Here is a 15,057-nt window from a genome sequence, read left to right as displayed (position 1 = left end):
ATAGCACCACAGATTCGTGATGATTTACAACAAGTCATGGATAGAGATGATGGTTTATTAGTGACACGTTTGCAAAGAGATGCGGCTTGGATAAATTTGGATTCAGATAAAGACAAATCAATGACTGATTGGCTAAAGAAATATGTTGGTAACGCATCTTAAGTGGACTGAGCCAAGGATGGCTCATTCTCTTTCAGAGTAAATATTTATGGCAAAGTTAAAAAGATTCCTAAAACTGAGCGATCTCGCAGAGATCCGCACAGGCTTTACATTCCGTGAAAAGGTTGAAGAAGTTGATTCAGGCAATGCCCATGTATTGCAGATCAAAGATATTCGTAACATTGCAACGGATACATGTGGCTATACGCTTTTTGCTGATGCTTTACCGCAAATTGATTGGCAGGGTAAGGATAACGCAATCGTATCGCCTGAGTCTGTATTGTTGCCCTGTCGTGGAGAGTATCTCAAGGCACATTATTTTGTAGGTCATCAAGATCAATCAAAAACATTACCCTTAATTGTAAGTAGTCAATTTTTGATTTTGATGCCTAATCAAAATGTACTACCTGAATACGTATGCTGGTACTTGAACCAGCCTCATGTGCAATATGAATTACGCAAAGAAAGTCAGGGTTCTAAGATGCCGATGCTTAGCGTATCAACTGTTAGCCAGTTTGAGATTGAAGTCCCTAGCTTGGACATTCAGCAACAGATAATCGAATTAAACCGTATTTGGGAGCAAGAGCAGATCTTGACCCAACAATTACTTAAAAATCGTGAACAAATGATGATGGGTATGTTTAAACAACTGCTCCAAGGAAACAAATAATGGTTACTCAAATTAATCAAGATACCGTCAATAAAGCCCTTTGGTCGGCATGTGATGTATTCCGTGGCACAGTGAGTGCTGATACCTACAAAGACTATATTTTGACGATGTTGTTCTTAAAGTACATTTCGGATGTATGGCAAGATCACTACGACAATTATAAAAATGAATATGGTGATGAGCCTGAACTGATTGAAGAAATGATGAAAAACGAGCGTTTTGTCCTGCCTCGTGAATCTAATTTCTATACTTTGCATGAGCGTCGCTTTGAGCCCGGTAATGGTGAACGTATTGATATGGCTTTACATGCACTTGAAGAAGCCAATGGGACAAAGCTGAAAGATGTAGGTAAAAGCGTTTTCCAAGATATTTCTTTTAATACGGATAAATTGGGCGAAGAAAAGCAAAAAAATACGATTCTAAAAGATCTTTTAGAAGTATTTGCTGTGCCTGATTTAGATTTAAAACCAAGCCGTGTGGGTTCACTTGATGTGATTGGTAACGGTTATGAGTTTTTGATTAAAAACTTTGCTGCGAGTGGTGGTCAAAAGGCAGGTGAATTCTATACGCCACCTGAAGTATCGGACTTAATTGCGGAGTTACTTGATCCACAAAAAGGCGACAGCATTTGTGACCCTGCCTGTGGTTCTGGTTCACTGTTGATGAAGTGTGGTCGTAAAGTTGTAAGTAATCACAATAGCAAAGAATACGCACTATACGGTCAAGAAGCGATTGGTTCAACGTGGTCATTAGCCAAAATGAACATGTTCCTGCATGGCGAAGACAACCACAAAATTGAGTGGGGCGATACCATTCGTAATCCAAAACTATTGGATAAGAATGGCGATTTAATGCTGTTTGATATTGTGACAGCAAACCCACCATTTTCATTAGACAAGTGGGGTTATGAGCAAGCTGAAAATGATAAGTTTGATCGTTTCCGTCGTGGTTTGCCGCCAAAGACCAAAGGTGATTATGCCTTTATCTCTCACATGATTGAAACGCTAAAGCCTGTTACGGGTCGTATGGGTGTTGTGGTTCCACATGGTGTGTTATTCCGTGGTTCGTCTGAAGGGAAGATTCGTGAGAAGTTGATTAACGAAAACTTGTTAGATGCGGTGATTGGTTTACCTGAAAAGCTGTTCTACGGTACGGGTATTCCTGCTGCGATTTTAATTTTCAAAAAGCAAAAGTCTGATGATTCGGTTTTGTTTATTGATGCAAGCCGTGAGTTTAAGTCAGGTAAAAATCAAAACAATTTAACTGAAGACAATATTGCCAAGATTATTGAAACCTATCGTGCTCGTGAAAGCGTAGATAAGTATGCGTATTTGGCGACTTTGCAGGAAGTGAAAGACAATGATTACAACCTAAATATTCCTCGTTATGTGGATACCTTTGAAGAGGAAGCTGAGATTGATTTGGTTGCTGTACGTGCTGAGCGTGAGCAGCTAAAGGCTCAACTTGCTGAGCTTGAAGTTCAGATGGCGAAGTATTTAGAGGAGTTGGGTTATGGTGCCTAATGGATGGAAAAAATTTTTAATAAATGAAATTTGTTTATCAATAGTTCCAGGTCGCAATAAGCCAAAGACTTTTGATGGCAATATTCCTTGGGTAACAACACCTGAAATTAATGGTCGCTATCTACCGTCAGTTTTACAAGTTAATTATATCTCTGATGAAGCTGTTAAAGAGGTAGGAGCAAAAGTTGTTCCTGCTGGAGCTGTAATTATGTCGGCTGTTGGAGAACTCGGTGTAGTAGCTATTGCTAAACAACCCTTAGTTATTAATCAACAACTCCATGCTTTTGTATGTACTGATGTTATTAATAATGAATATTTAGCATACTGGTTAGAAACACAGAAGCCTTATATGGAAAGTGTCGCATCTAAAACGACCATACTATATTTAAATAAGGCAAATTGTGAAAGTATTCCAGTTTTAGCTCCAATTTTGCCAGAACAAGAAAAAATTGCCCAAATCCTTTCGACTTGGGATCAAGCGATTTCGGCTACTGAAAAACTGCTCAAAAATAGCCAACAGCAGAAAAAGGCATTAATGCAACAGTTGCTGACGGGTAAGAAGCGTTTGCTCGATGAAAATGGGGTGAGATTTCATGATGAATGGAATCAGGTACATGTATCAGAAATATGTCATGTAGGGCGTGGGAGAGTAATTAGTAAAACTGAAATTGAAAAAAATAAAGGAACCTTTCCTGTATATTCTTCACAGACCTTACATAATGGGGTAATGGGATATTTAAATTCTTATGATTTTGATGGCGAAGTGGTTACGTGGACTACAGATGGTGTGAATGCTGGAACTGTTTTTTATAGAACTGGTAAATTTAATTGCACAAATGTCTGTGGAACTTTAACACCTAAAAAATCATCTATTGATTTAAAATTTCTAGCTTTTTCTTTATCAAGAGAGGCCTATAAGTACGTTTCACATACTTTAGCTAATCCTAAGCTAATGAATGGAGTGATGGGAACGATTAGTCTTAAATTCCCAAGTTTTAAAGAGCAACAAAAAATTGCGAAAATTATCTCGGTAGCTGATAAAGAAATTGAGACCTTGCAAAAGAAACTTGATTGCTTAAAGCAAGAGAAAAAAGCACTCATGCAACAACTTTTGACAGGTAAAAAACGTGTCAAGGTGGCTGCTTAATGATGCAAATAACACCTAGCTACTACCGCATTATGGCGGGTGCGAAGTCTGTATTTGCTCAAGAGTTTCTAGATGGCGGCTTTATTGCTGCCAACTGGAACATTGACCAAGACTTAACACAGGACTTACCTGATGATTGGCGTGAGTTTAATCATCGTTTTATTCCTGTTTATCTTAAAGCATTACCTGATAAAACTAAGATTTCGGCAGGCTTAGCATGTGGCATGTTACACACTATCTGCAAAGGGATTAAACAGGGAGATATCATTCTAACGCCTCGTGGAGACGGTAACTACTTAGTAGGTAAAGTGATTTCAGATTACTACTATGTGCCTTCAGGTGAATTAAGCCATCGAAGAAAAGTTGAATGGTTTGAGCAAACCTTGCCTAGAGAATTGATGTCTCAAGAGCTAAAAAACTCATCGGGATCAGTCGGTACTGTGAGTAATATCACTAAATATGCCGAAGAATTTAAAGTCTTAATACAAGGCAAAGAACCCGTTGAAGGTTTAGAACCCGATGAAATTGTAGAAGACCCAGCGGCTTTTGCTTTGGAAAAACATCTGGAGCATTTTCTAGTTGAAAACTGGTCTAAGACCGAGTTGGGTTCGACTTATGATATCTATACCGAAGAAGGTCAATTGGTCGGTCAGCAGTATCCATCGGATACAGGTCCTATCGATATCTTGGCCATCAGTAAGGATAAGAAGACGTTACTTGTTGTTGAACTTAAGCGTGGTCGTGCAAGTGATCGTGTTGTGGGGCAAATTCAACGCTATATGGGCTATGTCAAAGATGAGTTAGCTGAGGCAGATCAACAAGTGAAAGGTGTCATCATTGCACTAGAAGATGACCTAAGAATTCGTCGTGCTTTGAGTGCGGCTCAGAATATTGAGTTTTATCGTTATCAGTTGAGTTTTAAGTTACTAAAAAATAAATAATTTTTTAGGTTATGTGCATTTTTTATTTTAGGGGATAATGATAGTGTTGAATTCTAATCATATTAAAAAAGCGTATTTATATTTAAAAAGTTATGCTTATCATGAAAATATTAATTTATTTCTCAAACAGCGCATTGCTGATTTTGAAATAAATAATAATCTCGAAGAGATCTTCGATGACCTATTAAATCTTATTGTTTGTGAAAATTTAGATGAAGATGAAAAATTAAAAACACTTTTAAATCAAATTGACTACCATCTATTGCCTAAAAAAGTAGATAGAAATGAGGATGAATTACAAAAGAAGCATAATGATGGTGGGAATGGGCTTTTTATAAGCAATGTCAAAGATTCTGAGAAATATCAAGTTTCTAAAGTTAATTATTTTGTAAAAGCACCGATTGAAATTCATATTTTAGAAATACTTTGGTGTCTTTTTGTGGGTCCAGCCCTTGAGGTAAAGGTCAGCAAAGATAACTATGGTAATAGAATGCATCCATCGACTTTAAAATATGGTAATAAGTGTGATGGTGTGAATGGTCAAGAGGTTTTTAAACGGTATATCGAGCAATACAATGCTTGGCGTGATCAAGCAATTAAAGCAGCTACAGAAACTGCTCAATTTGGCGATGATGTGGCCTTATTTTCATTAGATTTAAAATCATATTTTTATGAAGTCAATTTAAGTTTTGAAAAAATTGAACAAGATATTCAAAGTTATTATGCGGATCAAAAGGATCAATTAGATATAGCCTTAAAGTTAAATACTTTACTTGAAAAAATGCATGCTGCATATCTAATTAAAATAAACACTCCAATCTCAAGAACACATAAAGAATGTAAAGATAAAAAACTACTTCCTATTGGTTTTGCATCATCCGCAATTATCGCAAATTGGTATTTGTCTGATTTTGATAATCATGTGGAGAAGCATATTAGACCTTTATACTATGGTCGATATGTTGATGATATATTGATGGTATTTAAGAGACCTAATTTTGATATTGAGAATCCAATTGAATCTTTTATTGAAAATTACTTTGAAGGACTAATTAGTAAATCTGAAGATCAGTCAAACTATCAAATTCAAATTGAAGAAAATAAATTACCTATCCAAAAGGATAAGTTAATTCTTCAATTTTTTGATAAAGAACATAGTAAAGCTGGATTGGATTTATTCAAACAAGAGCTCGATGAACGTAGTAGTGCATTTAAATTTTTACCTAATGATCATATAGATAAAGATTTAGATCGATTCGCATACGATATTTTATACAACGGATCTGCGAATACCTTACGTAGTGTGATTGGATTGGCTGAAAATGAAACAGAACTTTCTAAATATATCTCTAGTCATATTACAGCACATCGATTATGTCATATCGATAGAAAAGAAAATATACTCCCTCAGCTTAAACAATTCTTTAAAGGTCAAAATGCGTTGCAGTTTTTCCGTTTATGGGAAAAGTTATACCAATATGGTGTTGTTACCCATCAATTTAGTTTCATAAAATCTTTTAAAGATTATATTGATGATGAGATTTCTAAAATTGATGGAGTTACACTTAATTTAAAGAAAAAATCTATAAAATTAACGGAAAAAATTCAGGATGACCTTAAGTTATTTAGTGAATTATCGGTATCCATTACTTTAGGTTTGTTGGATATTAAAGAATATTCAAATAATTTATGGGGTTTTATAGAAAATGATTCAGCATTTATAAATGAAGACAACAAACCAAATATCAATAGCCTAATTAATTATGGTTCAAATTTACATAGATATGCTTGGCAGTTTCGTCAGTCTAACCTTTTAAGACACCATTTAGTAGCTTGGCCTTTAGCCAATTTTTCTAGTTATGATGGAGACTTGACTTCTGAAACGGACTTTTTAGCTTCAGAAAATCAAAATTTAGATACAAAAAAAATAGAGCTTTCACCACGGTTTATACATTTTGATGAATGGCAACTTTTCCATTTAGGAAATGAGTTGATTGAACAACCTAATATGAATGACTGGATGGCAAAATGTATAAAACAGTATAAAGAAAAGAGTTTTGGTCAAGGGTTTTCAGTAAAATTTGAGCAAGAAAATGCAGCTAATACAGGCATAGTAAAATCTGAACTTAAAGTTGCTGGATGTGAATTTAAAGCGGTTATTAATTTAGCTATTGGGAATTTAAAGATAGCAGACTCGGACATAGCCTCTGCTGTAAGAAAAGATTGCAAGCCAAATTTAAGTTTTAATAGACAGGAAAAACTATTCAATATTCTTAATTCATCATTAAGAGAACATGCCGATTTACTTATTTTACCAGAAGTAGCAATTCCAGTAAGTTGGCTTCCATTTATGGTTGCTTTTTCAAGAAGACACCAAATAGGTTTAGTTTTTGGTCTAGAACATTGGGTTGTTAATGGTGTTGCATATAATTTAATCATCGAGGCTTTGCCATTTAGAGTTTCAGGTGAATATAAATCTTGTGTAGTGACGGCTCGTATAAAAAATCATTATGCACCATCAGAGTTAGATATGCTCCAAACTCTAAGATTGAAGGCTGGACATTTAGAAATTAAGCCACATGTTTATTACCATAAAGTATCTTGGCGTGGTATTTCCTTTGCAACCTACAATTGTTTTGAGCTATCAGATATCACTCATAGAGTTTTATTTAAATCTGAAATTGACCTATTAATAGCGTGTGTTTGGAACAGAGATACCAATTATTATCAGCATATTCTTGAATCTGCGGTAAGAGATTTACACTGTTATACAGTACAAGCTAATACGTCTCACTATGGGGGATCTTGTGTATTGAGACCTTCAAAAACAGAGAGCAAGACTATGCTTTATGTCAAAGGTGGGGAAAATACCTGTGTACTTACAACTAAATTATCGATTAAGGAATTAAGAGATTTTCAATTTAAATCTTCACCAAATTCAAGAGATTTATTCAAACATTTGCCTCCTGGATATGATTGTGATGCAGTTCTTAAGCGTTGATTCAAATCGAATCTAAACTGCTAATTTATCGAGATATAATTGATGACAAATTTTCTTCCTAAACTTCAAGAAGAATATAGTGCAAAACTTCCGGCTTTAGCCTTGTTGACTAACTTAGGATGGTCATTTTTACCGCCATCACATGCACTTTCTGCCCGTGATGGAAAGCAAGACCAAGTGGTATTACGCCAAATTTTACGTCAAGAGCTCTCTAAACGTACTTTTCCATTCGCGGGCAAAGAATATCCACTATCTTCAAAATCAGTTGATAACTTAATTGCCGAAATCTGTAGCCCTGCTTTGAATGAAGGGTTACTGACAGCCAATGAAAAAATGTATAACCACTTATTCTATGGCATTCCTGTAACTGAATTTGTGAATGGAAAAAAGGTTAGCCCAACGATTCCACTGATTGATTGGTATAACATCCATAACAATAACTTTTCATACACTGAAGAATTTGCTGTTACACGCTCAGGTGGTGTAGATATACGTAGACCCGATATCATTTGCTTTGTAAATGGTATCCCTTTAGTAGTGATTGAAGCAAAACGCCCCGATAGTCAGGCAAAGAAAGGTCCAACGATTAATGAAGGTATTTCTCAGACGCTTCGTAATCAGCGACCTGATGAAATTCCACATTTGTTTGCATATAGCCAACTGCTACTCTCTATAAATGGACATGAAGGGCGTTACGGCACATGCAATACCCCTGCAAAATTCTGGGCAGCATGGCGAGAAGAAGATATTTCTGATGCAGACATGTTTGCGCTTAAAAATAAGAAATTAAGTGCTTCACAAAAACAGAGCCTATTTTCTTATCGTCCAGCCGATGACTTAAATTGGTATGAAAACCTTATTGCAGGTGGAGAGTTGGCTGTTACGGGCCAAGATCAATTACTTATTAGTTTATTAAAGCCTGAAAGACTACTCGAAATTGTTCGTTTATATACGCTTTTCGATAAGAAAGTTGGAAAAATTGTTGCTCGATATCAGCAAATTTTTGGTATTAAGCGACTCATTGAACGTATTAGTACTAAAAACACTAAAGGTGGCCGTGAAGGTGGTGTAATTTGGCATACAACAGGCTCAGGTAAATCTTTTACCATGGTCTTTCTCAGTAAAGCCTTGATCTTGCATGAAGCTTTAAAACAATGCCGTATCTTGGTTGTTACTGACCGTGTTGATTTAGAAGATCAACTCAGTAAAACCTTTGTTTCTGGTGGCGAACTGACAGGGAAAAGAGACAAGCAAAACGCCATGGCGACTTCAGGTAAACGCTTGGCTGAACAAATTGGCAAAGGCACAGAGCGAATCATGTTTTCTTTGATTCAGAAATTTAACTCAGCAACCAAACTTCCTGAATGTGTCAATACAAGTTCAGACTTCATTGTCTTGATTGATGAAGGGCATCGAAGCCAAGGTGGTGAAAACCATGTGCGTATGAAACTCGCACTTCCAAATGCGGCATTCGTGGCATTTACAGGTACACCATTGCTTAAAGATGAAAAGACCGTTAACAAGTTTGGTCCTATTGTTCATGCGTATACGATGCAAAGAGCGGTAGAAGATAAAACCGTAACGCCTTTGCTCTATGAAGAACGAATTCCTGATTTAGATGTCAATGAACGAGCGATTGATACGTGGTTTGAACGGATAACAGAAGGTTTAAATGATCAGCAAAAAGCAGATTTAAAACGTAAATTTGCGAGAAAAGGTGAGATTTATACAGCGGATGATCGTATTCGCCTAATTGCGTTAGATATTGCCAATCATTTTGTGAAAAATATTGATGATGGTTTAAAAGGACAGCTTGCTTGCGATAGCAAGGCTTCAGCGATTAAGTATAAAAAGTACTTGGATGAAGCAGGCTTGTTTGAGTCTGCTGTGGTGATGAGCCCACCTGATAGTCGTGAAGGAAATACTGATGTTGATGAATCGACTACCCCTGAAGTGACCCAATGGTGGAAAGACAATGTCGGCACTCAGGATGAGCAAACTTATACCAAACAAGTAATTGAGCGTTTTGAAAAAGATGATTCGCTTAAATTGCTGATAGTGGTGGATAAGCTCTTAACAGGTTTTGATGAACCTAAAAATGCTGTTCTTTATATTGATAAAAATTTAAAACAGCACAATCTGATTCAAGCAATTGCGCGTGTAAACCGACTTCATCCGATGAAAAAGTTTGGTTTATTGATTGACTATCGAGGTATTTTAAAAGAATTAGATGCCACAATTCTTGATTACCAAGATCTCGCTGCTCGTACCCAAGGTGGCTATGATATCAATGATCTTACAGGCTTGTATACGCAAATGAGCTCTGAATACAAACGTTTACCTCGTTTGTATAAAGCGCTATGGGCGATTTTTGATGGTGTAAAAAATAAAAATGATCTAGAGCAGTTGCGCCAAGTTTTAGTCCCTCGTATTGAAGAACGTGAGGGTGAGTTAGTCGATATTCACTTAAAAGTTCGTGATGATTTTTATGAAGCACTTACAGAGTTTGCAAGTTGTTTAAAAGTTGCGTTGCAGTCAGCAAACTTCTTTGAAGATAAAAGCTTTTCTGATGCAGATCGTCAGCACTACAAAGAAACAGTCAAACTATTTACAAGCTTGCGTCAGATTGTGAAACGAGATGCTGGAGAGACTATTGACTATGATCAGTATGCTGAGCAAGTCAAAAAACTTCTTGATAAACATGTTGTGGGTATTGAGGTAAAAGACCCTGATGGAGTCTATGAAGTCGGCAAGATGGGCAAAGTGGCGCAACCTGAAGATTGGAGTGAAGAGAAAACACGTAATGAAACGGATATCATCAAAACTCGTGTAACGAAGATGATTGAACAGCAATTGCGTGATGATCCCTATGCTCAGGAGGCTTTCTCTAAGCTGTTACGTCAAGTCATTGAAGAAGCAGAGAAAGAGTTTGATCACCCATTGAAGCAACACATGTTGTTTAGGGAGTTTGAAGAGCAAGTAGAAGCTCGTCGTTTAGATGAAATTCCTGATGTATTCAGTGGTAATAAGCATGCTCAAGCTTATTACGGGGTCTTTAAGAAGCTATTACCTGAAGCATTCTCGATAACAGATCAAGAGAATCAAGATAAGTGGATTGAACTTGCTTTCGAGGTTGACCGTTCTGTTATGAGTTCTGTGGCTGAAAACTCAATTAATCCACAAAATATTGAAGCAGATATCCGTAAAAAACTATTACCTCAGATGTTCCGTGAATGTAAATCCATTGGGAGTGGTATGGATCAAGCCAAAAAAATTGTGGAAATGATCGTACAAATTACTCGGGTCGGTTTGAATGGGCTCTAGGATGAATACGCTGCCAGAGAAAAAGTTAAGCATTGTATATGGTGATGAAGTTATCGATTTTGAGGTGCTTGAAAGTTCTAGTCGTTCTCAAAAAATACTGATTAAAGTCTATGCTGATTGTCGGGTAGTTGTATCAACACCGTTAAATACAGATGATAAAACAATCATTGAAGCGGTAAAGCAACGTAGTCGTTGGATCTATAAGCAATTACGAGAGTTCCGTGAACAAAGCAAATTTATCACGCCTCGCCAATATAAAAGTGGTGAAAGCCACTTTTATTTGGGTAAACAGTATCAATTGAAAGTGATTCATGATGATACCAAGCCAAAAGGTGTAAAACTTCTGAGGGGACGATTGGAGGTAAACACCTTAGATGCGGATATTGAAAGTATTAAATCTTATTTAAATGAATGGTATAGATCACGAGCAAAAGTCATATTTAAAGTACGTTTGCAACGTATTCTAGAGCAAGCCCTATGGGTTGAAACTCAGCCTGATATTCGTTTGATGAGCATGCGCACACAGTGGGGGAACTGTTCACCATCAGGTCTTCTTACACTGAACCCGCATCTAGTTAAAGCGCCCGCAATTTGCATTGATTATGTGATTTTGCATGAACTTTGTCATTTGGTTGAACATAATCATAGCGAGCGTTTCTATCAACTTCTAAGTCAAGTTATGCCTGATTGGCCAATAATCAAAAAACGGTTAGATGATAGAGCGACAGCAATCATTCACTAATCGTGACTAAATATTCTTTCTATTGTTGATATTCTTCTATTTAATATATCGAGATATTTTGCCTGCATTTGGTCATTGAAGGCACTGCTAGCATAGTATGCTGGCATTTTGGAATCTGGCCACCATCCAAAATAACTCCTCATTACAGCAAACATATTATCTCTATTATCATCTGGGTAGAGCGAAACACAAATTGAAGCAGCAGTATGACGTAACATATGAGGTGATAGGCTTGTAAGACCGTGTGTCTTTTCTAACTGTTTTGATAATTCTATAGGCAACGCTTGATAAATTTTTAGAAATGTCTTATTTAAGGCTTCTACGGACAATGGTTTATGCCTATTGGATATAAATATAAAAGGGGTGTAAGAGCGTGGTCTATAGCCCTCACAATAAATTTTGAGTAGTTTGTATATATCCTCACCAATAGGTATCTGCCTAGTAGCATATTGATTTTTTAAATTCAGCTCTGTAAAGCGTTCATCATCATCACTCTCATTATTTTGTACATTTAAGTAATAATAATTTTTATTATTTTTAAAGCTTTTCGTCATGAAGAAAGAATCGATATTTAATAGTAATAATTCTCCACGTCTCAAACCTACATATGACAATAGAATGTATGCCACATAATATTTCCACTGTGTTTGTAAATGCTTAAAAGGATTGTTAACAGCACCTGGGACTAGAATTTCATCAAGATAGTCAATAATGACTGGAGGTAATGATTTAATTTTGGTGGTGTTTCAAAAAGTATGCTGAAACAAAGCAGGTTGAATTTTGATAAAATAGAGAAATGCGAATAACTCTAGAAATCAAATGTCCAACCTGCCTCAGTGACAGTATAAAGAAAAATGGCATCAAAGTAGATGGGAAACAAAACTATCAGTGCAAAGACTGTAAACGTCAGTTTATTGGTGACCATGCTCTGAGCTATCTAGGATGTCATTCAGGCATTACTCGAAAAATATTACAGTTGATGGTCAGAGGTAGTGGTATACGAGATATCGCTGAAGTTGAGCGAATCAGTATCGGTAAAGTTTTACGTACTTTAACCGAATCGACCTACCAAAATCAGCCTAAACAAAGTCATTATGAGTCTCTTGAAGTTGATGAGTTTTGGACTTTTGTGGGAAATAAAAATAATAAACAATGGCTTATTTACGCCTACCATCGAGAAACAGGTGAGATTGTTGCTTATGTTTGGGGTAAAAGAGACTTAGCTACAGTTCAACGATTGAAGGCAAAGCTTAAACAATTAGGTATTCACTACACCCGAATTGCAAGTGATCATTGGGACAGTTTCATAACTGCTTTTAAAAACTGCAAGCAAAGTATTGGTAAATTTTTTACTGTAGGTATTGAAGGTAATAATTGCAAAATAAGGCATCGAATTAGGCGCGGTTTTAGAAGGAGTTGTAATTTTTCAAAAAAGATTGAAAACCATTTTAAAGCTTTCGACTTAACCTTTTTTTACATCAATAATGGCTTCATTTAATGTCAGCATACTTTTTGAAACACCACCCTAATTTTTAATATTTTTTTAGATTTTCTAAACTTAAATTGAGATAGTTTTTCTGATAAATCTTTGATTGATTCTTTTAATTCAAAATTAATATTATTACTAGTATTTAATTTAAACTCTTGAATTTTTTCATAAAAAACTACAACATCCGCCCAAATTTCATTATTAATTGGTTCTAAATCATTACATAAATGACAATAATAGGAGAAGAAGTAATTTTTAGTGTTATCTAAGTTGGACTCATCAAAAATCTTATCTGGAAAAATATGAAGCTTGGTATCTAAAAACTCATAAAAATGATTAATGTGTCTAAGAATTTTATATTTAGTATTAGTAGCCAAATGACAAATAAAAAACTCATTGTAAACCTGAGGCCAAACGTATGGCACAAGACAAGAATTAGTGATGACAATTAATTTGTCATTAGTCTTTTTATGGAATTTATCTTTAAATTTTAAGAGCATTTTTATCTATTCTTTAAATATAACCATGCTACATATTTTTGATATCAAGACCAAATATTAAAGTGTTAAGAAACATGAACAACACTTAAATGACATTTTACGATTTTAAAGCATTAGAGAGATTATGTAGTTTAAACAACAAGTACTAAAGTACCTTTTGTTCGTATAATATATATTATGTTAAATAGCATATCCAAGACTGTGGCCTACACAACGCATCCGTTGCCACAGCTCGACATCGTGAATCTGTAAAATTATCATTCACGATGCCGAGTACGCTAATGAACATAATATACGTTATGCCGAAATCAGAATCTTATCAATTGGCGAATCTGACGTTCCTGATGTTTAAATTCAAACCCTCTCATTTTTTCAACTCGCTCAGGTTATAATAATGGTCTCCCAAAATATGATTGATCTAATATGAGCACCTCCAATGACCCTTTACACGGCAAAAAACTTGCTGACATCTTGGATGAATTATTGGATTACTACGGTGGTTTTGAAAGCTTAAGCCGCAAAATTGAAATTAGATGTTTTTGCATAGATCCAAGCGTTAAATCATCACTACGATTCTTACGTACTACACCTTGGGCACGTGAAAAAGTAGAAAGCTTATATTTGTATGTCTTACGCCAAAAAGCCAAACAGAAAGCGTAACGATGAATGCCTATGCTCGAATAATTTTGTATAGCAGTTTATGGTTTAAGATAGAATAAAACTGCTTAATCCTTCTAGCACTTCCTTGTACGCAGTATCTTCGCCTCAGATTTAAATTGATCCCTATTATGAGCAATACTTTTTCCCAGCATCCTCAAATTGGTGTAGTCACTACATTTTCTGAATTGATTCATAGTCATTTCGAAGGTCAAATGAATGCGCTTTGCTGGCAACGCAGCATACAAGGCGACTTTAAAGAAATAGTCGAAAAACTCGAACTGATTGAAAATATAACCGAAATTTCTATAGATGATCTGATGAAGTTAACACTTTCATCGCAAGGCCATTTAGCCAGAGAAGTTATTTTAAATGATCTGCAACAATTAACAGAATTTGGTGCATCACCTTCGTTGAACTTGCTCAAATGTTATGAACGAGATGATGAATTCGATTTCATCTCAACCGATGTTTATTCCTTTCATGTCGATCGATCACCTATCGCTACCGATACCTTTTTATGTACATATTATGGTGCTTCCAGTGATATTGTGCCAAATGATCAAGTGACACAAAGAATCTTAATTCCTAAAATACGAGAACAACTTAAAGATTTGTACGATGGCCCTACCTCAGAATTTGATGATTTTTTAGCGGAATATTTTTTTGATTTACATTATCAGCTCAAAGAAAATGCTGTGCCTGTAAATCTAGGCAATGGTCATCTTTGGCGTTTAGCGGTGGATCATCCTACACAGCAAGTTTTGCCTTGTGTACACCGCGCACCTGTAGAAAATGTAGGTGAATATCGGCTTATACTGATTTGCTGATTTTAGCTGTGTTTAAATATTGATAAATCGTAAGTCCATACGATCCATTCTGTCTAATGAATGAACCGTATGGG

General features: G+C 35.8%; 12 protein-coding genes. 10 read left to right on the top strand and 2 right to left on the bottom strand.

The genetic code is table 11. The annotated features are described in order from the left end of the window. Positions 1 to 208 precede the first annotated feature (208 nt). The 7 genes from MST17_RS08065 to MST17_RS08035 are packed head-to-tail and all read left to right on the top strand — an operon-like array spanning position 209 to position 11,507. On the top strand, positions 209 to 829 hold the full coding sequence (locus tag MST17_RS08065; RefSeq protein WP_180027274.1) for a restriction endonuclease subunit S: 621 nt from the start codon (positions 209 to 211) through the stop codon (positions 827 to 829). Next, the gene (locus tag MST17_RS08060; RefSeq protein ID WP_180027275.1) at positions 829 to 2,352 is read left to right on the top strand and encodes a type I restriction-modification system subunit M; all 1,524 of its coding nucleotides are present in this window, start codon (positions 829 to 831) and stop codon (positions 2,350 to 2,352) included. The genes MST17_RS08065 and MST17_RS08060 overlap by 1 nt, the downstream gene beginning before the upstream one ends. Then, positions 2,342 to 3,499, top strand: a complete 1,158-nt coding sequence (locus tag MST17_RS08055) for a restriction endonuclease subunit S (RefSeq protein ID WP_180027276.1) — start codon at positions 2,342 to 2,344, stop codon at positions 3,497 to 3,499. Before MST17_RS08060 ends, MST17_RS08055 begins: the two co-directional genes overlap by 11 nt. Further along, positions 3,499 to 4,440: an endonuclease NucS domain-containing protein gene (locus MST17_RS08050; RefSeq protein ID WP_180027277.1), complete on the top strand. Its 942-nt coding sequence runs from the start codon at positions 3,499 to 3,501 to the stop codon at positions 4,438 to 4,440. Before MST17_RS08055 ends, MST17_RS08050 begins: the two co-directional genes overlap by 1 nt. Positions 4,441 to 4,477: 37 nt before the next feature. Beyond that, positions 4,478 to 7,441 (top strand): reverse transcriptase domain-containing protein, encoded by a 2,964-nt coding sequence (locus tag MST17_RS08045; protein ID WP_218949240.1) that lies wholly within the window; start codon positions 4,478 to 4,480, stop codon positions 7,439 to 7,441. 42 nt (positions 7,442 to 7,483) lie between these two features. Then, a complete protein-coding gene (locus tag MST17_RS08040) occupies positions 7,484 to 10,765 on the top strand; it encodes a type I restriction endonuclease subunit R (protein WP_180027278.1) in 3,282 nt (1,093 codons plus the stop codon). A gap of 1 nt (position 10,766) precedes the next feature. Beyond that, the gene (locus MST17_RS08035; RefSeq protein ID WP_180027279.1) at positions 10,767 to 11,507 is read left to right on the top strand and encodes a M48 family metallopeptidase; all 741 of its coding nucleotides are present in this window, start codon (positions 10,767 to 10,769) and stop codon (positions 11,505 to 11,507) included. On the opposite strand, the gene MST17_RS08030 is transcribed toward MST17_RS08035, so the two are convergent. Continuing rightward, complete coding sequence (locus MST17_RS08030; RefSeq protein WP_180027280.1) at positions 11,504 to 12,136, bottom strand: tyrosine-type recombinase/integrase; 633 nt, start codon at positions 12,134 to 12,136, stop codon at positions 11,504 to 11,506. The genes MST17_RS08035 and MST17_RS08030 overlap by 4 nt on opposite strands. Before the next feature lie 167 nt (positions 12,137 to 12,303). Here MST17_RS08030 and MST17_RS08025 point away from each other — a divergent pair, with 167 nt between their 5' ends. After that, complete coding sequence (locus MST17_RS08025; RefSeq protein WP_257246861.1) at positions 12,304 to 13,005, top strand: IS1-like element ISPa14 family transposase; 702 nt, start codon at positions 12,304 to 12,306, stop codon at positions 13,003 to 13,005. Positions 13,006 to 13,007: 2 nt separating this feature from the next. Here MST17_RS08025 and MST17_RS08020 read toward each other — a convergent pair whose 3' ends face one another. Further along, positions 13,008 to 13,496, bottom strand: a complete 489-nt coding sequence (locus MST17_RS08020) for a hypothetical protein (protein ID WP_257246887.1) — start codon at positions 13,494 to 13,496, stop codon at positions 13,008 to 13,010. Positions 13,497 to 13,919: 423 nt separating this feature from the next. Here MST17_RS08020 and MST17_RS08015 point away from each other — a divergent pair, with 423 nt between their 5' ends. Beyond that, the gene (locus MST17_RS08015) at positions 13,920 to 14,156 is read left to right on the top strand and encodes a VF530 family DNA-binding protein (protein ID WP_180004441.1); all 237 of its coding nucleotides are present in this window, start codon (positions 13,920 to 13,922) and stop codon (positions 14,154 to 14,156) included. A gap of 128 nt (positions 14,157 to 14,284) precedes the next feature. Then, complete coding sequence (locus MST17_RS08010; RefSeq protein ID WP_180004439.1) at positions 14,285 to 14,983, top strand: DUF1826 domain-containing protein; 699 nt, start codon at positions 14,285 to 14,287, stop codon at positions 14,981 to 14,983. Positions 14,984 to 15,057 lie beyond the last annotated feature (74 nt).

It is taken from the genome of Acinetobacter sp. YH16056_T, from assembly GCF_024605895.1.
GTDB lineage: Bacteria > Pseudomonadota > Gammaproteobacteria > Pseudomonadales > Moraxellaceae > Acinetobacter > Acinetobacter amyesii.
The sequence above is the reverse complement of the archived record's forward strand: the minus strand, read 5'-3'. Positions and strand labels throughout refer to the sequence as shown.